Genomic DNA, 19,293 nt, shown 5'->3' with positions numbered 1-19,293 from the left:
TTTTATAATAATAAGGAGATTATATAAATTATGGATTTTGAAAAAGTTAAATCTATTGTAAGTGATATTAAGGAAAAACAACCTGATATTGATCGTGTAATGTTTGTTGGCTGTGGTGCTTCAATGGCTGACTTGTATCCAGGCTATTACTTCGTTTCGCATGAAAGTACTAAACTGCTTTCCTCAATTCATACTGCAAATGAATTTAACTATGATACGCCAAAAGGAGTGGGAGAACATACTATTGTAATAACTGCTTCTCTTGGAGGTACAACTCCTGAATCAGTAGCTGCAACTAAAAAGGCTAGAGAATTAGGTACTCACTTAATTACTTTATCAATGGCAGATGATTCACCTATTATTAAAGAAACAGAATATAAAGTTATTCATGGCTTCCACGAAAATTATGCTGCTAAAACTGAAAAAATGTCATATTGCTTAGCCTTTGCTATTGAAATTGTTAAGCAGTTTGAGGGTTATCAGTTTTACGATGAAGCTGTTGCAGCTTTCAACGGCATGCCTGATTTGATTGAAAATGCAGTAAAATCAGTTGGTCCATCAGCAAAAGAATTTGGTGAAAAGTACAAAGATGAAAAGAAAATTTTTGTACTAAGCAGTGGTGCATCACTTGGTGTTGCATATTCAACAGCATCATTTTTGTTTATGGAAATGCAATGGATTGCTGCTCCAACAGTTCATTCCGGTGAATATTTCCATGGCCCATTTGAACTTACCGAAAAGGATGCACCGTATCTATTATTCATGAATGATGGTAGCACTCGTCATCTTGATGCCCGTGCTTTGACATTCTTACAAAGATTTGATGCACAAGTAACAAATATTGATGCTAAGGATTATGGTCTTAATGAAGTTGCTGGTGAAAATGTAATTGATTACTTTAACCCAATGATTCATACTGGTGTAATGCGTGTTTATGCTGAAGAGCTTGCTAAGGCTAGAAAGCATCCATTAACCAAGCGTCGTTATATGTGGAAACTTACTTATTAATAGAAAAGAGTTTTAAAAGGATTCTATGAAAGTAGAATCCTTTTATATTAAATAGTCATATTAAAATTTAACATAAATTAGGAGTTCAAAAATATGGATAGCAATACTGTAAACAAAGTTGTTAAAGATGCCTTAAATCATAATCAGGGAAAAATAAATAGTATTTATTTTACAGCTTGTGGTGGTTCGTTAGTTGATTTATATGTTTCAAAATATTTTCTGGAAGCGGAAGCGAAGAAAGTAACTACAGGCTGGTATACTGCAAACGAATTTGTACATGTAACTCCAGCAAAATTAGGTAAGGATTCGATCGTGTTCGTTTGCTCACACAGTGGCAACACACCCGAAACAGTCGAAGCAGCTAAGGTTGCACAAGAGCATGGAGCTTTTACTATTGGCTTGACGTTTAATAAACAGGCAGATTTGCTTACTTATTCTGACGCTAAAATAATTTATGAATGGGGTAACGAAGCCGAAGTAGTCAATAATCCGATGGCAATAACGCTGCACGCCACCGCAAAATTATTACATGGAATTGAAGACTACCCTTATGTCGATCAATTTGAGGACGGTTTTAAAAAAATAGATACAGTTGTTGCTAATGCTATTGATCAAGTTCAACCACGGACAAAAGCTTTTGCCCAAAAGTATAAAGATGAGGAAATGTTTTACGTATTGGGTAGTGGTCCTTCTTTTGGTCACGCATATGGTTTTGCTATCTGCTCTTTGATGGAAATGCAATGGTTAAATGCTTCAGCAATTCATTCTGGAGAATACTTCCATGGTCCATTTGAAGTCACAGATAAGAACACCCCTTATATTCTAATTAAGAGTTTAGGAAGAACTCGAGCTCTTGATGAAAGAGCACAAACTTTCTTAGAGAAATATGCAGAAAAAATAGAAATTGTTGACGCTAAAGAGCTTGGCTTGGACATGATAGATGACAAGGTTTCAGAGTACTTTAATCCAATTTTGTTCTATACTATTCTTTGTGAATATAGATCAAAATTAGCTGATGTACATAATCATTCATTGGATGTTAGAAGGTACATGGGCAAAGTTAAATATTAAGGATAGTGATGACACTTGGCAGCAACAGGTTCTTTATATTCTCAAGTAATGGAAAAAATCAAGCAAAAAATTATTACAGGCGAGTATCCGACAAATAGTAAATTGCCAAACGAATTTGAATTAAGTAAGCAATTTAATGTTAGTCGTGTGACATTACGCAAAGCTATTGCTGGCCTGGCTGAAGATGGCTTAATTGAAAAAATCCACGGTGTGGGTACATTTGTCCGCAAGCCACGCAAGGTAAAAAGGATTATTAGTTCTGCTTCAGCTGAAAGCTTTTCACAAACAGCTGCAAAGGCTGGGTTTAAAGCTAATGCAAAAGTAATTAAAATTAAAAAGGTTGAAACACCTGAAAATTTGAAAACTACTTTGAAAACCAAAGTTGCTCTCTATGTTGAACGGGTATATGCAGTTGAAGATGAACCTGTAATGCTTGAACGCAATTATTTTCCTTTACCACGATTTACTGGGCTGGAGAAAACCGATCTAAGTAAATCTCTATACCAAATTTTACGCAGGCAATATCATATTAAAGAATTAAAATCACGTGATATGGTTATTAGTGTTGCTTTAGCAAGTCTCAGCGAAGCTAGAGTCTTAAAAAAATCTGTTGGTTTTCCTTTGTTGTTACTACAAGTGTGCGTTGAAGATGAAAATAACAATATAGTACACGCCGGAAAACACTATATAATTTCCGACAGGTATGAATTTCACGTATGAGGAAAGAAAAAGTGATTAATTTTTTTAGAGTAGATCACCGCTTACTTCATGGTCAAGTAGCACAAGCATGGTACGGTGCTACTGGAGCTAATTGTATTTTAATTGCAAATGATGAAGTTGCTGGTGATCAATTAAGAAAAAACGTAATGAAGCTTGCCAAGCCGGCAGGCGCAAAATTAGTAATTCAATCAATTGCTAAAAGTGCAAACTCGATTAACAGCGGGGTTACAGATAAATATCATGTTTTTGTAGTAGTCGCCAGTATACATGATGCTTATCGGCTATTGCAGAAATTAACGGTCAATATCAAAGAATTAAATTTAGGTGGTACCAGCCCGTCTGCTGAAGCAGAATCATTGTCTGCTGCTGTTGGCGTTACGCCACAAGATAGAAAAGATTTACGAAAGCTACAAGAAAAGGGAATGGAAATATTCATTCAACAGGTTCCTTCAGAAGCAAAAAAAGTCGTAAATTTTAGAAAGGAATAGTGCTCATGTTTTTAGAAACAATTCTAATTGGAATAGTCGCACTATTTGGTTATGGTGAGTACTTTCTGACTGGACGTGGTATGGTGGCCAGGCCTATCGTCATGGGACCTTTAACCGGACTAGTATTAGGGGACTTATCTACCGGTATTAAAATAGGTGCGGCTTTAGAATTAGCTTATATTGGAGTAGTGGAAGTTGGAGCATCTGTGCCGCAGGATATGGTCTCCGCTGGAGTCTTAGGGACCGTTTTTGCTATTTCAACTGGGAAAGGCACTTCGGCGGCATTGGCTTTTGGTTTGCCTCTTTCTATGTTGGTTTTATTAGTGCAAAACTTTGCTTATGTTGCCGTTTGTCCTTGGTACGTCAAAAAATGTGATGATTATGCCAAAGCTGGGGAGCCAGACAAATTAAGTAGAATGTCATTTTGGGGTGGAACCATAATTAATTTTGTTCCCTCAGTAATATTAATTATGTTAGCCTTCTATTTTGGTAATAGTTTTTCTAAAGAAATAGTTGCTGCTATTCCGCAGTTCGTTCAAGATGGGTTAGTCGTTGCCAGTGGTATTTTACCTGCTTTTGGTTTTGCAATGTTATTGGAACAAATATTACGTAAAGAAATAATTCCTTTCTTTGTTATTGGCTTTTTGTTAACAACTTATCTTAAAGTACCAATAATTGGTGTTGCTTTGTTTGGCGCATCAGTCATTGCAATCATGTATTTTTACGAAAAAAAATATCAACCCAATATGGCTAACAGTCAGATAGGAGATGATGATAATGTCGATGAGTTCTAATAACAAAATGAATAAAGTCCTACATAAGACGTTTTGGCGGACTTTTACCATGGGTGCCTCTTGGGAATACACCAGACAAATGGGTACGGGATATTGTTACGCGATGGTACCTGCTCTAAAGTCAATTTATCAAGGTGATAAAAAGCAGATGGAAATTGCTTTAGAAAGACATATGCAATTTTTTAACATTACCAACATTTTTGCACCCCTTGTTTTAGGGACTTCGATAGCAATGGAGGAGAAAAATGCTTCTTCAGCTGATTTTTCACCCGACTTAATTAATAACATTAAAATAAGTTTGATGGGACCTCTGTCTGCGGTTGGGGACTCGCTGTTTCTGTCTACTTGGAGAATTATTTGTACTGGACTTGCAATTTCACTGTGTCAAGCTGGAAATATTCTGGGGCCTATTCTATTTTTACTTGCTTACAATATTCCGGCTACATTAATTCGCTATTTTGGTTTGAAAATTGGTTATAAACAGGGATCAAGTTTTTTAAATAAACTTAGTGATACTAATATTATTCAAAATATTTCAGAAAAAGCTTCGATTTTAGGGATGTTTGTAATTGGTTCTATGGTCCCTAGCCTTGTTGTTGTTAATACACCTCTTAAAATAGGTATTGGTAAGAATGCCCAGTCTTTAACAAGCATATTAAATACTATTATGCCTAATATGTTGCCATTATTGGCTACTTTTATCATTTTTGCTATGTTGAAAAAGAAGGTAAAGGTAGTATGGATTTTAGTATCAATTGTGGCTTTTAGTATTTTAGGAACTTGGCTTCATTTCTTGTCAATATAATAAATATTACAGACTGTTTCTTAATTGAAAAAATAATTTAATTGGCAATTTTTCATAATAAGTTTAGAATTGAGTTTGTACCATAAAGAGCCAATTTAAGAGTAACTCTCGAGGAAGAATATGAAGAAAAGCAAATTTGCTATTGCCGTAGTTAATATTATTTTTTTATTTACCATTCCAGGATTAACTCTAGGCGGGACTGAACAAGTAGCAGCAGCCACTATTAAGGGCTATGTTAAAGTTAAAAAGAAGAAGAAAGTTCGCCTATATAAAATATCTGGAAAGCATTCTAATTTTTATGCAAAAGCTAAATATAGCTATCCATATAGTGCGAAGAAAAAAATTGGTAAGAAAAAAAGACCTGCTTATAAAATCGGTAACAATTCTCATTGGATTTTAGCTAAGGATGTTAAAGTCGTTAAGAAAAGTTTCCCCAGAGTATATACTCAGGCAAAAATGAAATTACCAAAAGGTTACACTAAAAGCGAATTGCTGCTCGCTTATCAAGGCAAACCTACTAAGAATTTTGTCAATGCTTCAATGCGAGGGATGAAAGCTAATGATTTCAGCCGCCTTAAAGTGTCTGAAAGTAAAGCTGATGATTTGACTCAAGTTGACTTAAATCAGCTTACACCTAAGCAAATTAGCGATCTAACTGCTTTTTCACTTCGTCTTATTAATGAAGCTAGGAGTGACCTAAATTTGTCACCTTGGGTTGAAAGTAATGGAACCGGTAAGTTAGCAGCTGATATTGCCTTGGAATATAGTAAGAATAATAAGACTATTAAAGATAGTCACTATGTTCCGGGTATTGTTCGTGCTTGCCATGCTAATGGCCTTAATCTTGATGATAATTTTGTCGAAGATATGGCCGGCTTTTATAATATTAGTCAGACAATGTCTATGACCGAATTAAAGAAAAGCGTTTATTTTGGCTTAAAACAAATGATATTTGGTTATGTTGGCAGTGGAGAAGAGGAACGATCTAACAGAAGCTACTATCAAGAATGGGAGCATGCTGGAGATTTGTTTAATACACAAGGGTCGCTTCACGATGGAGATTACAACTATTATGGCTTCAGTATTTCCCATAATGACAATGTTTGTTCTCTGCATTTTATTAGCGTTCCCACATATGTAGTTAACAGTAAAAAGTATAATAAAGGTTTTAAACCGTAAAAAACAGCCTAGTAATTGGGCTGCTTTTGTTTTACAATTATTTCTATATATTTTTAAGTAGGGTAAGAAAAATGTTAATTTATATTCGGATGGCTGAAAAAGAAGATCTTGATCAGATCATGACCATTATTGATGAAGCAAAAGCGTTGCTAAAAAAAGACGATAATCCCCAATGGCAGAATGGCACGCCCAGTCGTGAAATGCTGACAGAAGATATAAATCTTAAGCGCGCATACTGTCTAGTAGCAAATAAGGAAATAGCTGGTGTCGCGGTCTTGCTGACAACACCGGATCCTAACTATGCTGAAATAGCTGGAGCCTGGTCTAATAACAAGGAGCAATATGCCACAATTCACCGAATTGCCATTAGTTCCAAATTTCGCGGGCAACACCTCAGCCAATTTATGATGTCCAATTTAATCTCTCGCGGGCTCATGCTTGGCATTCGTAATTTTCGTATTGATACCCACGCGGTCAATAAGCGGATGCAGGGCTTAATTAAAGGTTTAGGCTTTGAATATCGGGGGATTGTTCAGGTTGACCAAACTGAAAATGGCGCTAGAAATGCCTATGAATTAAATTTATAGCGGGAAAAAAGTTATTTTGTACTTGACTTGCAAGACACAATTTCCTATACTATTTAATGTTGAGCAATCAAGTAAAAGCTCAAATGGTATTGGGTTATAGCCAAGCGGTAAGGCACTAGTTTTTGGTACTAGTATGCGCTGGTTCGAATCCAGCTAACCCAATTGTTCTTACGAACACCCAACCCGAAAAATGGCAGGTCTGTAAAGGACCTGTCTTTTTTTGCCCAAAATTCATTGCAAAATTTCTTTACTTTTTTAGTCTTTCATATTTAAAAAATAGCTAAATGGGTTTATTATACTCATTATGTTTTGTTTGTAATGTTTATCTTTTTGATGAGGTTTAACTAATACAAAAATATGAATAGCAGTAAAAGTAAGACAATAGTATTTGGACATAGAGGCTATCCTGCTAAATTTGCAGAGAATTCTATGGAAGGCTTTCGTAATGCTGTTGCAAATGGTGCTGAAGGCGTTGAATTTGATGTTCACCTGACACAAGATGGGGTCCCTGTAGTTATGCATGATGAAAAAGTTGACCGTACAACAGATGGCACCGGTTATATCAAGGACTTCACCCTTAAAAGGCTGAGAAAATTACATTTATCAAACGGTGAACCCGTACCCACTTTGCAGGAATTATTTGAGCTTCTTGAAAATAAAGATATTCAAATAAATTTGGAATTTAAAACCGGAATCATTCACTATCATGGTATTGAAAAAACCGTTTTAAGTTTGGCTTATCTATATCATTTTATGCATCCTATTATTTATTCATCCTTTGACTATGTCACTCTGAAGAACTGTCAAGAAATTGATCCTAATCAAATTTATTGTTACTTAACGGATGAAGAAGTAGTTAATTCAGCTAAGCTGGTCAAAGATAATCATTTTGCTGGTATCCATCCAGGTAAATTGCTTCCAACGCGCGAGGCAGTTACCGAGCGAATTTGGACGGTTGATGATCCGCAAATAGCTAAGAAGTATTTTCAAGAGCATGTTGCGGGAATTTTTACTAATAATTATCCTTTAATGATTAAATTACGAGATCAAATACAGGGAAAAGGATAGCTGAATATCTAAACCAATATTTTTAGAAAGGCCTTAACTCGTCTAGTTAGCAGGCCTTTTTTGCTAAATTAGTTTGAAATTAAAAAAATATTGTAGAAAAATAATTTTTTAAAAGGTATAATTTTTATAACTAAAAAGAAAGTTAGGTGAAAATATGGCAGATTTAATTAAATATGTACGAAAGGGTCTGGCTGAATCCCCTTCTAATCCAATTTTAAAATTTGCGGATTATGCCAGTAAAATTCCGGATGTTGTGAAATTTACTCTAGGTGAGCCTGATTTTAATACACCGGATCACGTAAAGGAAGCAGCCAAAAGGGGAATTGATGAGAATCATTCTCACTATGCTCCTTCAAACGGAACAATTGGTTTGCGCAAAGCGGCAAGTCAATTTTTAAGTAAAAAATATGGTCAAAATTATGATCCCGAAACTGAGGTTTTGGTTACAAATGGTGTTACTGAGTCAATTTTTGATTCAGTTATGGCAACTCTGAATCCTGGCGATATTATGGTTGTTCCTACTCCATTGTTCCCACTTTATATGAGTGATGCAGGTTTAATTAATGAAGGCATTGAAATAGTTAAAGTAAACACATCAAATGATGGTTTCAAATTGACTCCTGCAAAATTGCAAAAGGTAATTGACAAATATGGTGACCGGGTTCGCATGCTGGTATTGAATTATCCTACTAATCCAACAGGGGTAATGTATAGTCAAGATGAATTGGATGCTTTGGCGGATGTTATTCGCGATAAACCAATTTTTGCACTATGTGATGAAATCTATAGTGAATTGAACTATGACCAACCTCATGCGTCAATGGAAAAATCATTGCATGACCAAGTAATTTTAATGAACGGCGTTTCCAAGTCATGGGCCATGACCGGTTACCGGATTGGTATTGTCTGTGCGCCAAAAGATATTTTGCAACAAATTGCAAAAATTCACCAGGCAATAACGACTACTGAACCAACTCCTATGCAAGATGCAGCTGAAGAAGCTTTTAAAAACGGCATGGATGATTCTTTGCCAATGAAAGAAGAATTCCAAAAACGGCGAGACACTTTGTATGCCGGATTGACCAAAATAGGTTTTGAATGTGCTAAACCCCAAGGTGCATTCTACATTTTTGCTAAAATACCAGATGGTTTTGAGCAAGATGATAATAAATTCATTTATGAGCTGGTTGACAAGGCACACGTAGCGGTTTCTGCCGGATCCAGCTTTAGTGAAGGCGGAGAAGGTTATATTAGATTCTCCTATGCTGTTTCAATGGATCAAATTGAAAAGGGGCTTCAACGACTAGAAAAGTTCGTTAAAGAAAATAAGAAGTAATTTTAGGCAAATTTTGCTTGCAATCGCGCACGTTTTTCGGTATTATAATTAACGTGCGTGACGGAGGAGTAGCGAAGTGGCTAAACGCGGCGGTCTGTAAAACCGCTCTCTCTGAGTTCGGCGGTTCGAATCCACCCTCCTCCATCATTATTGGGTTATAGCCAAGCGGTAAGGCACTAGTTTTTGGTACTAGTATGCGCTGGTTCGAATCCAGCTAACCCAATAAAAAAGACGGCTCTTGTGAGTCGTTTTTTTTGTCGGCTCAGAATTGTTATTTGCATATCTGTTTTCAATAAATGTTACGGGACTTCTATTTCTGAAATTGTTTGCCCCTGTTAGCTATAACACAAGCTGACTGCCATAAATTTCAGTGAAAGCTCTAGCTTCGTGCTAGCCAAATGAATTACCCCTCAATTTTTACTGTTTAAACTGGTATTTATCTTGACCTCAAACAATTAACGAAAATTCCGCGTTTTATTTTAAAATATTGCAAATGATTTTTTAAATCTTAAGAATTTGGTTGTTAAAGTTTACCTATTTTCATTTCAATGATAGTACAATAGTAAGAGCTAACTTTTATTAAGAAGGGAAATATATGTCAAGACTTGTGCGCGTTGGTGCTGGAGGTAAAGAAATTAGCTGGCACAATGCCTTAAATGATTTACGTGCAGATGATGTTTTGCTTTTGGAGCCGGGATTTTATGAGTTACCCGCAGGAATTTTCTTATCTGATATTACTATTAAGGGGACAGGTAATCTTCCAGAAGACACAACAATATTAGGCTTTATCAATATTGATGCCGGCAGCCAGTTTGTTAATTTAGAGAATTTGTGCATCAACACGGTAACTGATGCGAATAGTTTGTTCGTTCCGGCCGAAGCTAATACTTTTTTGTCATTGCGCAACTGTATCGTCAAAGGCTTTGGTGGTGATACAGCGGTTATTGCTGCCAATGGCAAAGTCACCTTGGAATTATTCTCAACAGTGGTTATGAATGGTTCTGTGTCATTATTTGCTGATTCGAATTTTCGCTTAGAGATGAATGACTCGACTATTAAAAATACTGTGAAAGACATTGGTGCTCTAGCACTTGAAGGGCATGGCACCGCTGTTATTAATAATTCACGTATTCATGGCAGTATTGATACTTTTAGCAAGTCAAATGTGGAATTAGATATTAATAATACTGTTGTGAATGCATTGCTTATTCAGGGGCAAGCTTGGCTAAACATGCTTAACAGTATGCTTTTGTCACAAGAAGATACGGCAATGTTCATTACGGATAAAACTTGGATTAATATTATTGGCAGTGAGTTTAAGGGTGGTATTTATTTTGAAAAAGAGCCGCATGTGATTATCCAAAATAGTAGAATCGACCGCTTGATTGCCACCGGAGAAGCCCAAATCACCCTGAATAATTCTGTTATCGTTAATCATGCCGATTTTCAAAATAAAGTTAATTGTAATTCTAGACGGGCAACTTTTAATGGCGGAAATGAATATGAGTATTTCTTAGTTCTTAGTGATCAAGCTGAATTTGAGGGCCATGATCTGATTTTCAATTCTAACGGTGCTACTTTAGCTGTCGAAAATCAGGCTCATTTGCATGCTAGCGTCATCGCAACAAGTGATGATTCAATTATGGTGGAGTGCGGACAAAATGCAGAATTCCGTTTATGGGGCATGAAATGGACCACTAAAAAATAAATAGCTTGCTTTATTATAATTTGTAACATATCATACGAAGTAGACCAATTTAGATTATATAAGATGTGTAATGGGGGTATATTTATGGAAGAACCAATGTACATCAAAATTCATAATCAAATCAAACGTGAAATTGAAAATCATGACTATAAAGTTGGTAGTAAAATTCCAGCGGAAAGACAATTAGCTCAAAAATTTGGTGTCTCGCGGATGACTTTGCGTCAAGCAATTAAAACTTTAGAAGATGAAGGAATTTTAGAGCAGCGGGTTGGTAGTGGTACTTATGTTGCCAATCAAAAAGTGCAGGAAAAAATGTCGGGTGTCATGTCTTTTACTGATATAACCCATGCAAATGGGCAAACACCTTCAAGTAAGCTAATATCCTATCGCTTTGGTAAGCCTTCCTTATCAGAGATGGAGCGTCTTAATCTGGATGATAAGCAGGAAGTTCTACGGATGGAACGTATTCGTTATGCGGATGATGTTCCAATTTGTTATGAAGTCGTTTCTATTCCACAAGGCCTGGTTAAAAATATGTCGAAAGCTGATATTTCTTCACATTTATACCAAACTTTGGAAAAAAATGGTTATAAAGTAGGACGTGTAACAGAATATATTTCTGCCGCAGTAGCAAATGAAAACTCAGCAAGACTTCTTGATGCCAAAAAAGGTGAGGCGTTGATCACGCGCTTGCAGGTAACTGAATTATCAAATGGCATGCCATTTGAATATACAAGGGCAAACTATGTTGCAGATCGCTTTGAATTTACCTTTGCTAAATAAAAACTCCGAATTAACTGTGTTTAGTTAGTTCAGAGCTTTTTTATTTTAAATCATCTTTGATTTTAGTGGTAGAAATTCCTGGTGTGCGTGACAAATAAACTACTTGGCAGTAGGGCTTTAAAAAGTCAAACTTGCCTTGCCAATCGTTACCCATAACAAAAGTATCAATATCATATTTTTGAATGTCGCTAACTTTTTGTTCCCACCCTTTTTCTGGGATAACTTGGTCTACGTAGCGGATTGCTTCAAGAATATATTTGCGTGCGGCATAATTATTATAAGACTCCTTGTGCTTTTGCAACTGGTTAAATTCATCAGTAGACAATCCAACAATGAGGTAATCGCCTAGTTCACGAGCCCTTTTTAGTAAACGAACATGACCGTAATGCAATAAATCAAATGTGCCATAAGTAATTATTTTTTTCATAGTTCCCGTACTCCTATCATTTTGACGAGTTAATAGTATCATATTTATAGAAAAGGTAAAGCGTATTCTGAACTGGTTGTTATTTTGGTAAAATAAGGTAAATTGCGGATTAGGAGATATAGCTATGGCTAAGGTAAATGTTTTAGGTGTAAATTTTGATAATAAAAGTTTTAATCAATTTCAAAATGAATTTATTGGCAGAATTAATACCCACCAATCAACTTTTATTGTTACTGCCAATCCTGAAATTGTCATGTCAGCAAATGAAAACCCTGAATTTATGAAGATCCTGACTTATGATGCTGACTATATTACTGCTGACGGTATAGGCATTGTCAAAGCAAGTCATATTTTAGGTCAGCCACTTAAAGAACGGGTAACCGGTTATGATTTATTTACTTGGCTAATGAAGCTGGCAAATGATCGGGGCCTCAGAGTTTATTTAATTGGCGCTCGCTCAGAAGTGATGCATACGATTCAGGCTAAGATTGCACGAGAATATTCTGATATACAGCTAGTAGGAGCTGAAAATGGTTACTTTAAAGAAGATCTGGAACTAATTGCTTACCAAATTGAACGGACAGAACCGGATTTAGTTTTTGCCGCCTTGGGTTCACCCCGTCAAGAACAACTTTTATCCATTCTCCGGAGAAATCTCCTGCCAGCTTTAATGATGGGAGTAGGAGGCAGCTTTGATGTCTTTTCGGGTAAAGTAAAACGTGCTCCTCAAACATGGCAAAATGTCCATTTAGAATGGCTTTACCGTCTGCTTAAAAACCCCTCACGCTTAAAGCGAATGACGATTTTGCCTCATTTTGTGCATGAAGTTTATCAGTCAAAAAAGGGAAAAATCTAATTATGAAGGTTTTGCATGTTAATGCCGGGCTTGAAAATGGTGGTGGCTTAACTCATATTATTAACTTGCTAAAACAGGCAAAAAATGAACAGCAGGATTTTACGTTATTATGTTTAGCTGATGGCCCAGTTGCCCAAGCTGCACGAACTGCACAATTAAACGTGCAAGTTTTAGGTGTCAATAGTCGCTATGACTTGGCTGGCTTAAATAAGCTGGCTAGTTTTATTAATAATGCTGACTTTAATATTGTCCACACACATGGTGCGCGGGCTAACTTATTTGTCTCTTTAATTAGGCACAAAATTACCGCAAAGTGGTGTGTAACCGTTCATTCCAATCCTTATCTTGATTTTGTTGATCGCGGCTTCACAGGGAAAATTTTTACCAAATTAAACATTCAGGCCATTCGCAAAGCGGATTGCGTTTTTGCTGTTACTAAAAGATTTGCTAATTTGTTAGTTGAAAAAGCTAAAATTAAACAGAAAAAAGTTCACGTGATTTATAACGGTACTTTTTTTCATGCAGACAGTCAAATCCCTGCAAAATATGAACACCCCAACTTTAATATTGTAAACGTAGCCAGGGCTGAAAAAGTTAAGGGGCAAGACTTGTTACTGCAGGCTCTAAAACAATTAAATAATGCTAATGTGCATTTGTTTATTGCTGGAGACGGTTCTCAATTAAGATCACTAAAGGACCTGACGCAAAAATTAAACTTGGGTCCACAAGTAACTTTTCAAGGCTTCATGACGCATAAACAGTTAAAAAATCTTTATCGCAGAATGGATTTGGCCGTTCTAACATCTTATTCTGAGAGCTTTCCTTTAGTGTTGCTGGAAGCAAGCGATAATTTGTTGCCACTTTTGTCAACTGCCGTTGGTGATATTAGCATGATGATACCAGATAAAGAACATGGTTTTGTTGCAAAAGTCGGTGAGATAGATTCAATTTGTTCAGCTTTAAAGCAAGCTGTGAACACGCCTAAAACTCAGCTTAGAGAAATGGCGCAGCTTGAGAAAAATTATGTTGAGCGGCATTTTTCGTTACACGAGCAATTAAGTAGTATTTTACGGGTATACGATGATATCGTTTAAATTGGTAAGTTTGTTAAAAAGGCCACAAATGTTTATAATAAAACAAAAATATTAGTGGATTTAGTTAAGAGGACAGAATGTTTTACCAAGAATTGGATGAAGACGATTCATTAACCCTTCATACAGATTTGTATGAAATTAATATGATGTATACCTACTTTAAAAAAGGTATTTCTGAACGCAATGCTGTTTTTGAAGTTTACTATCGGAAAGAGCCTTTTGGCAATGGCTATTCCGTATATGCAGGCTTAGAACACGTCATTTTATATTTACAAAACCTGAAATTTAAAGAAAGTGACTTAAAATATTTAAAAGAAGAAATTGGCTATGATGACGATTTTATTGATTATTTGCGTCATTTGAAATTGCAGCTTACTGTACGATCGATGCCTGAAGGAGAAATTGCTTTTGCCAACGAACCCTTATTGCAAGTTGAGGGTCCACTTGCGCAATGTCAATTGGTTGAGACAACTATCTTAAATATTATTAATTACCAGACTTTACTGGCCACTAAAGCGGCGCGCGTCAAGTTGGCCGTTCAAGGTGACGGAGTGATGGAATTTGGTACCAGGCGTGCACAGGAAGCAGATGCAGCTATTTGGGGCACTCGTGCTGCTTATATTGGTGGCTTTGATTCCACCAGTAATGTTCGGGCAGGCAAATTATTTGGTATCCCAGTTTCTGGCACACATGCCCATTCCTTAGTAGAAGCCTTTGGCAGTGAATATGAAGCATTTAAGGCCTATGCAGAAACGCATAAAGATTGCGTCTTTCTGGTAGATACATACGATACAGTTAGAAGCGGCGTACCAAACGCAATTCGGGTTGCTGACGAAATGGGAGACAAGATTAACTTCCAAGGCGTGCGTATTGATTCGGGCGACATGGCCTATATTTCAAAGCAAGTACGCCGGGAACTGGATAATGCTGGTTATACTGATGCTAAAATTTTTGCTTCAAATGATTTGGATGAAACTACGATTACGAGTTTAAAGATGCAAGGAGCAAAAATTGATGTTTGGGGGATAGGGACTAAATATATTACGGCTTACGACCAGCCTGCTTTAGGAGCTGTTTATAAATTAGTTTCAATTGAAGATGATCAGCACCATATGCGTGACACTTTAAAAATTTCTTCGAATGTAGAAAAGGTATCAACTCCAGGTAAAAAACAAGTCTGGCGTATCTCAGCTAATACTGCTAAGAAAAATGAAGGTGACTGGATTGCACGGGCCGGCGTAGATCCGCGTAAATTTGATTCATTGTACATGTTTCATCCGCAATATTCTTATATCAATAAAGTGGTGACTGATTACACTGCAGAACCACTTTTAAAAGATATTTTTGTTAAAGGCAAATTAACATACCAAAAGCCCAAACTAATAGATATTAAGAACTTTTGTGCAGCCAATCTGGACGGACTATGGGATGAATACAAGCGCAGCTTGAACCCCCAGGAATATCCTGTTGATCTTTCTCAAGATTTATATGACAGTAAAATGACTATTATTCAGGATATTCGCACCAAAATCAATAAAGGAGATACTGCACAATGAGACCGTTACAAAAAGAAATTATAAAATATGAGCATGTTTTGCCTCAAATTGATCCGCAAAAAGAAATTAGACGTTCAGTTGATTTTTTAAAAGATTATCTCAAAGCAAATACCTTCTTAAAGTCTTATGTATTGGGTATTTCTGGTGGACAAGACTCTACGTTAGCAGGAAAACTATGTCAAATGGCAATTTCGGAAATGAGGAGTGAAACTGGCGATAATTCATACCAATTTATTGCAGTGCGCTTGCCTTATGGAGTTCAAGCTGATGCACAAGATGCGGCAGATGCTGTGGCTTTTCAAAGACCGGATCAAGACTTGGTAGTTAATATTAAACCGGCTGTTGATGCCTTAGTTTCTACTCTAAATGAAGCTGGGCAGGAGATTACCGATTTTAATAAGGGCAATATTAAGGCGCGCGAGCGCATGGTGGTGCAGTATGCTATTGCTGGTGCCCATAATGGTGCAGTTGTGGGGACGGATCACGCAGCTGAAAACTTCAGCGGCTTTTATACCAAATATGGTGATGGTGCGGCAGATTTAACTCCGCTGTTTCGTTTAGACAAGCGCCAAGGAAAACAGATGCTCAAGTTTTTAAATTGTCCAGAGCATTTGTATCACAAAGCGCCCACAGCAGACTTGGAAGAAAATAAGCCTGGCTTACCTGATGAAGTTGCACTCGGCGTCAGCTACAGGGATGTTGATGACTATTTAGAAGGGCACGAAGTTTCTGAAGAAGCCGCTGAAAAAATCGAATCTTTATGGCGTAAGAGTGAACACAAACGGCATTTGCCCGTAACCGTTTTTGATGATTTTTATCGTAAATAAGGACTAGGGCATTTTGAGTTTAAATTTTACCTTAATAGGCCTGTTATTGACAAAAACTGTGCAAGTAGTACAATTACTGTTAACTTAAGATATGTTTTTTAAGAATAACAGTTCAAAGAGAGAGCCGCCTGGTGAAAATGGCTTACTGTTACTTAAAAGATGCTCCTTACAGTTCAAATAAATAAAATAATTAAGAGGTAACAAACACTGTTGCAATTGAGGTGGTACCGCGTTTAAAGGCGTCCTTAAGATAAGCAACGGTGTTTTTATTTTGGCAAAAAGGGAGATATATTTGATGAAGAAACTGACAAGTTCAGAATTTAGACAGATGTTTTTGGATTTCTTCAAGCAGCACGGCCACATGGTATTGCCCAGTCAATCATTGATTCCGCAAGATGATCCAACATTGCTGTGGATCAATTCCGGTGTGGCAACGATGAAAAAGTATTTTGACGGCTCAGTAGTGCCCAAGAATCACCGGATCACCAGTTCACAAAAGTCCATTAGAACTAATGATATTGAAAATGTTGGTAAAACTGCCAGACACCAGACCTTTTTTGAAATGCTGGGTAACTTTTCAGTTGGCGATTATTTCAAAAAAGAAGCGATTACCTGGGCTTGGGAATTTTTGACCAGTCCTGACTGGCTCGATTTTGATAAAGAAAAACTTTACTGTACGGTTTATCCTAAAGATACAGAAGCACATAAAATTTGGCTTGAAGTTGGTATGCCTGAAGACCATATTGTTAAACTTGAAGAAAATTTCTGGGATATTGGTGAAGGTCCTTGTGGTCCTGACTCTGAAATTTTCTATGATCGTGGTCAAGAAAATAACGATGTGGCAGAAGATGATCCTGAAAACTTCCCTGGCGGTGAAAATGCCCGTTACTTGGAAATTTGGAATATAGTCTTTTCACAATATAATCATTTAGCAAATGGCAAATATGTAGATCAGCCACACAAGAATATTGATACTGGTATGGGCCTAGAGCGTGTTTTGTCCATTTTACAAGACGCACCAACTAACTTTGAAACTGACCTCTTCTTGCCAATTATTCATGAAACTGAAAAAATGACTGCTGCTAAAAAGTACGGCACAAACAAGGCGGATACAACAGCCTTTAAGATTATTGCTGATCATGTACGGACTGTCTGTTTTGCCATTGCGGATGGAGCGTTGCCATCAAATACAGGTAGAGGATATGTTTTACGGCGCTTGATTCGGCGCGCTGATTTAAATGGTCAACGTTTAGGAATTAAGGGTGCTTTTCTTTACCAACTTGTCCCAGTGGTCGGTAAAATTATGGAAAGTCATTACCCGGAGGTTACAGACCAAAAGGTCTTTATTGCCAAAGTAATTAAAAACGAAGAAGAAAGATTCCAGCTAACTCTTGAATCTGGGTTAACTTTACTTGATGACTTAATTGCCAAGGCCCAAAACTCTGAAGATAAAACAATTACCGGTAAAGATGCATTCAAGTTGTTTGATACTTATGGCTTTCCTTATGAATTGACTTTTGAAACTGCACAAGATGCAGGCTTAAAGGTTGATCAAAAGGGCTTTGATGCTGAAATGAAGGCCCAAAAAGAGCGTGCGCGTAAAGCTCGGGGTAATCTGCAATCAATGGGTGCGCAGGATGAAACTTTGATGAACTTAAAGGATAAATCAGAGTTTGAATATGGTGTTTATGAAGAAAAACATGCCAAATTAATTGATATTATAGTCAATGACCAATTAGTTGATAGAGCAGATGGTGATAATGCGGTTTTGATTTTTGATAAAACTCCATTTTACGGTGAACGTGGTGGCCAGGTAGCAGATCACGGTAATATCTATAATCAGGAAGGTGAACTGGTTGCTCAGGTAACGGATGTACAACACGCTCCGAATGATCAAAATATGCACTTTGTCGATGTGATTTTGCCTCTGAAAAAGGGTGAAGAATATACTTTAAAAATTGACAGAGTTCGCCGCGAAGGCCTGCGCCACTCACATACAGCTACACACTTGTTGCATGCGGCTTTGAGAAGCGTTCTGGGGGAACATACGCATCAAGCCGGCAGTTTGGTGGAACCTGATTATTTGCGCTTTGACTTTACTGCACTTGAACCAATGACTGCCAAGGAAATTAAGTCAGTTGAAAATTTGGTAAATCAAAAGATTTGGGCAGCAATTGATGTCAAAACTACTATTACCGATCCTGATACTGGTAGAAAAATGGGAGCTTTGGCTTTATTTGATGGAAAATATGGTGATAAAGTTAGAGTTGTCCAAATGCAAGATTTTTCTATTGAATTCTGTGGTGGTACTCATTGCGCCAATACTAACCAAATAGGTATTTTTAAAATCATTTCTGAATCTGCCATTGGTGCTGGAATGAGAAGAATTGAAGCAGTTGTTTCTAAAAAGGCCTACGAATATCTGGCTAACAGATCTGAACTCCTGGATGACATTCAAGCGGAAGTAAAATCGACCAAGCCCGAAGATATTATTGATAAGGTTGATTCCCTTGAACAGGAATTACATGATAGTCAAAAGCAGGTTGAAGATTTAAACTTGCAAATTAATCAGAGTAAAGCAAATTCAATTTTTAATGATGTAAAACAAGCAGGAGATTTGACCATTATTGCCCAAGAAGTTGAAGCCGGTGGCATGAATGATTTGCGTGAGTTCGCTGATACTTGGAAGAGTGGTCAGAAGTCTGATGTGCTCGTTTTAGGAACTGCCAGTGATGGCAAGGCCAATATGATTATTAGCTTAGGTGATAAAGCTTTGGCAAAGGGGCTTAAAGCAGGAGATCTAATTAAACAAGTCGCACCAATCTTTGGTGGTGGCGGTGGCGGTCGACCAAACATGGCTCAAGCCGGTGGCAAAAACCCTGAAGGCCTTGAAAAGGCTATTCAGACAGTGGTTACAATGATTTCCAAAAAATAATTAATTGAGTTTGTGCTGTTTTTCAAGTAAAATTATGCTAGGAGGAATAAT

18 protein-coding genes and 3 tRNA genes are annotated in these 19,293 nt (G+C 37.0%); 20 read left to right on the top strand and 1 reads right to left on the bottom strand.

Going from position 1 to position 19,293, the window contains the following annotated elements:
* The first annotated feature begins 30 nt into the window (after positions 1 to 30).
* From ACFQ32_RS08830 to ACFQ32_RS08760, 15 genes are all read left to right on the top strand, one after another.
* Complete coding sequence (locus ACFQ32_RS08830; protein ID WP_046324428.1) at positions 31 to 1,008, top strand: SIS domain-containing protein; 978 nt, start codon at positions 31 to 33, stop codon at positions 1,006 to 1,008.
* A 93-nt stretch (positions 1,009 to 1,101) separates the two neighbouring features.
* On the top strand, positions 1,102 to 2,079 hold the full coding sequence (locus ACFQ32_RS08825; RefSeq protein WP_046324430.1) for an SIS domain-containing protein: 978 nt from the start codon (positions 1,102 to 1,104) through the stop codon (positions 2,077 to 2,079).
* 15 nt (positions 2,080 to 2,094) lie between these two features.
* Complete coding sequence (locus ACFQ32_RS08820; protein WP_046324432.1) at positions 2,095 to 2,799, top strand: GntR family transcriptional regulator; 705 nt, start codon at positions 2,095 to 2,097, stop codon at positions 2,797 to 2,799.
* Positions 2,800 to 2,810: 11 nt separating this feature from the next.
* A complete protein-coding gene (locus ACFQ32_RS08815; RefSeq protein WP_046324434.1) occupies positions 2,811 to 3,287 on the top strand; it encodes a PTS sugar transporter subunit IIB in 477 nt (158 codons plus the stop codon).
* 5 nt (positions 3,288 to 3,292) lie between these two features.
* The gene (locus ACFQ32_RS08810; protein WP_046324435.1) at positions 3,293 to 4,081 is read left to right on the top strand and encodes a PTS mannose/fructose/sorbose/N-acetylgalactosamine transporter subunit IIC; all 789 of its coding nucleotides are present in this window, start codon (positions 3,293 to 3,295) and stop codon (positions 4,079 to 4,081) included.
* Positions 4,065 to 4,886 carry a PTS system mannose/fructose/sorbose family transporter subunit IID gene (locus tag ACFQ32_RS08805; protein WP_046324436.1) on the top strand — a complete coding sequence of 274 codons (822 nt, stop codon included), beginning with the start codon at positions 4,065 to 4,067 and terminating at the stop codon, positions 4,884 to 4,886. The genes ACFQ32_RS08810 and ACFQ32_RS08805 overlap by 17 nt, the downstream gene beginning before the upstream one ends.
* Before the next feature lie 120 nt (positions 4,887 to 5,006).
* Positions 5,007 to 6,065 carry an SEC10/PgrA surface exclusion domain-containing protein gene (locus ACFQ32_RS08800; protein ID WP_046324437.1) on the top strand — a complete coding sequence of 353 codons (1,059 nt, stop codon included), beginning with the start codon at positions 5,007 to 5,009 and terminating at the stop codon, positions 6,063 to 6,065.
* Between the two features lie 71 nt (positions 6,066 to 6,136).
* Positions 6,137 to 6,652, top strand: coding sequence for a GNAT family N-acetyltransferase (locus tag ACFQ32_RS08795; RefSeq protein WP_046324438.1), 516 nt, complete (start codon positions 6,137 to 6,139; stop codon positions 6,650 to 6,652).
* A 90-nt stretch (positions 6,653 to 6,742) separates the two neighbouring features.
* A tRNA-Gln gene (locus ACFQ32_RS08790) sits at positions 6,743 to 6,814 on the top strand.
* Positions 6,815 to 7,009: 195 nt separating this feature from the next.
* A complete protein-coding gene (locus tag ACFQ32_RS08785; protein WP_046324439.1) occupies positions 7,010 to 7,720 on the top strand; it encodes a glycerophosphodiester phosphodiesterase family protein in 711 nt (236 codons plus the stop codon).
* A gap of 154 nt (positions 7,721 to 7,874) precedes the next feature.
* Positions 7,875 to 9,056 carry an aminotransferase class I/II-fold pyridoxal phosphate-dependent enzyme gene (locus tag ACFQ32_RS08780; protein ID WP_046324440.1) on the top strand — a complete coding sequence of 394 codons (1,182 nt, stop codon included), beginning with the start codon at positions 7,875 to 7,877 and terminating at the stop codon, positions 9,054 to 9,056.
* 62 nt (positions 9,057 to 9,118) lie between these two features.
* Positions 9,119 to 9,200 (top strand) — tRNA-Tyr (locus tag ACFQ32_RS08775).
* Between the two features lie 7 nt (positions 9,201 to 9,207).
* A tRNA-Gln gene (locus tag ACFQ32_RS08770) sits at positions 9,208 to 9,279 on the top strand.
* 372 nt (positions 9,280 to 9,651) lie between these two features.
* Positions 9,652 to 10,764 (top strand): hypothetical protein, encoded by a 1,113-nt coding sequence (locus tag ACFQ32_RS08765; RefSeq protein WP_046324441.1) that lies wholly within the window; start codon positions 9,652 to 9,654, stop codon positions 10,762 to 10,764.
* Between the two features lie 84 nt (positions 10,765 to 10,848).
* Positions 10,849 to 11,547, top strand: coding sequence for a GntR family transcriptional regulator (locus ACFQ32_RS08760; protein WP_046324442.1), 699 nt, complete (start codon positions 10,849 to 10,851; stop codon positions 11,545 to 11,547).
* Between the two features lie 40 nt (positions 11,548 to 11,587).
* On the opposite strand, the gene tagD is transcribed toward ACFQ32_RS08760, so the two are convergent.
* A complete protein-coding gene (gene tagD, locus ACFQ32_RS08755) occupies positions 11,588 to 11,974 on the bottom strand; it encodes a glycerol-3-phosphate cytidylyltransferase (RefSeq protein WP_046324443.1) in 387 nt (128 codons plus the stop codon).
* A 124-nt stretch (positions 11,975 to 12,098) separates the two neighbouring features.
* On the opposite strand from tagD, the gene ACFQ32_RS08750 reads away from it, so the two are divergent.
* From ACFQ32_RS08750 to alaS, 5 genes are all read left to right on the top strand, one after another.
* Positions 12,099 to 12,830: a WecB/TagA/CpsF family glycosyltransferase gene (locus ACFQ32_RS08750; protein ID WP_046324444.1), complete on the top strand. Its 732-nt coding sequence runs from the start codon at positions 12,099 to 12,101 to the stop codon at positions 12,828 to 12,830.
* 2 nt (positions 12,831 to 12,832) lie between these two features.
* Entirely contained in the window at positions 12,833 to 13,924 is a 1,092-nt protein-coding gene (locus tag ACFQ32_RS08745) for a glycosyltransferase (RefSeq protein ID WP_046324445.1), read from the top strand.
* A gap of 77 nt (positions 13,925 to 14,001) precedes the next feature.
* Positions 14,002 to 15,480, top strand: a complete 1,479-nt coding sequence (locus ACFQ32_RS08740) for a nicotinate phosphoribosyltransferase (RefSeq protein WP_046324446.1) — start codon at positions 14,002 to 14,004, stop codon at positions 15,478 to 15,480.
* A complete protein-coding gene (nadE, locus tag ACFQ32_RS08735; protein ID WP_046324447.1) occupies positions 15,477 to 16,307 on the top strand; it encodes an ammonia-dependent NAD(+) synthetase in 831 nt (276 codons plus the stop codon). Before ACFQ32_RS08740 ends, nadE begins: the two co-directional genes overlap by 4 nt.
* Positions 16,308 to 16,602: 295 nt before the next feature.
* The gene (alaS, locus tag ACFQ32_RS08730; RefSeq protein ID WP_046324448.1) at positions 16,603 to 19,242 is read left to right on the top strand and encodes an alanine--tRNA ligase; all 2,640 of its coding nucleotides are present in this window, start codon (positions 16,603 to 16,605) and stop codon (positions 19,240 to 19,242) included.
* Positions 19,243 to 19,293: the final 51 nt, after the last annotated feature.

The sequence above is a fragment of the Lactobacillus melliventris genome (assembly GCF_042679465.1).
Classification (GTDB): Bacteria; Bacillota; Bacilli; order Lactobacillales; family Lactobacillaceae; genus Lactobacillus; species Lactobacillus melliventris.
The sequence above is the reverse complement of the archived record's forward strand: the minus strand, read 5'-3'. Positions and strand labels throughout refer to the sequence as shown.

Excerpts from the sequence above, each read along its gene's own strand:
- ACFQ32_RS08745 (WP_046324445.1), top strand. The coding sequence starts at position 12,833 with ATGAAGGTTTTGCATGTTAATGCCGGGCTTGAAAATGGTGGTGGCTTA.
- ACFQ32_RS08760 (WP_046324442.1), top strand. The coding sequence starts at position 10,849 with ATGGAAGAACCAATGTACATCAAAATTCATAATCAAATCAAACGTGAA.
- ACFQ32_RS08825 (WP_046324430.1), top strand. The coding sequence starts at position 1,102 with ATGGATAGCAATACTGTAAACAAAGTTGTTAAAGATGCCTTAAATCAT.
- nadE (WP_046324447.1), top strand. The coding sequence starts at position 15,477 with ATGAGACCGTTACAAAAAGAAATTATAAAATATGAGCATGTTTTGCCT.
- ACFQ32_RS08795 (WP_046324438.1), top strand. The coding sequence starts at position 6,137 with ATGTTAATTTATATTCGGATGGCTGAAAAAGAAGATCTTGATCAGATC.
- alaS (WP_046324448.1), top strand. The coding sequence starts at position 16,603 with ATGAAGAAACTGACAAGTTCAGAATTTAGACAGATGTTTTTGGATTTC.
- ACFQ32_RS08810 (WP_046324435.1), top strand. The coding sequence starts at position 3,293 with ATGTTTTTAGAAACAATTCTAATTGGAATAGTCGCACTATTTGGTTAT.
- ACFQ32_RS08800 (WP_046324437.1), top strand. The coding sequence starts at position 5,007 with ATGAAGAAAAGCAAATTTGCTATTGCCGTAGTTAATATTATTTTTTTA.
- ACFQ32_RS08780 (WP_046324440.1), top strand. The coding sequence starts at position 7,875 with ATGGCAGATTTAATTAAATATGTACGAAAGGGTCTGGCTGAATCCCCT.
- ACFQ32_RS08805 (WP_046324436.1), top strand. The coding sequence starts at position 4,065 with ATGTCGATGAGTTCTAATAACAAAATGAATAAAGTCCTACATAAGACG.
- tagD (WP_046324443.1), bottom strand. The coding sequence starts at position 11,974 with ATGAAAAAAATAATTACTTATGGCACATTTGATTTATTGCATTACGGT.
- ACFQ32_RS08750 (WP_046324444.1), top strand. The coding sequence starts at position 12,099 with ATGGCTAAGGTAAATGTTTTAGGTGTAAATTTTGATAATAAAAGTTTT.
- ACFQ32_RS08830 (WP_046324428.1), top strand. The coding sequence starts at position 31 with ATGGATTTTGAAAAAGTTAAATCTATTGTAAGTGATATTAAGGAAAAA.
- ACFQ32_RS08765 (WP_046324441.1), top strand. The coding sequence starts at position 9,652 with ATGTCAAGACTTGTGCGCGTTGGTGCTGGAGGTAAAGAAATTAGCTGG.
- ACFQ32_RS08785 (WP_046324439.1), top strand. The coding sequence starts at position 7,010 with ATGAATAGCAGTAAAAGTAAGACAATAGTATTTGGACATAGAGGCTAT.
- ACFQ32_RS08740 (WP_046324446.1), top strand. The coding sequence starts at position 14,002 with ATGTTTTACCAAGAATTGGATGAAGACGATTCATTAACCCTTCATACA.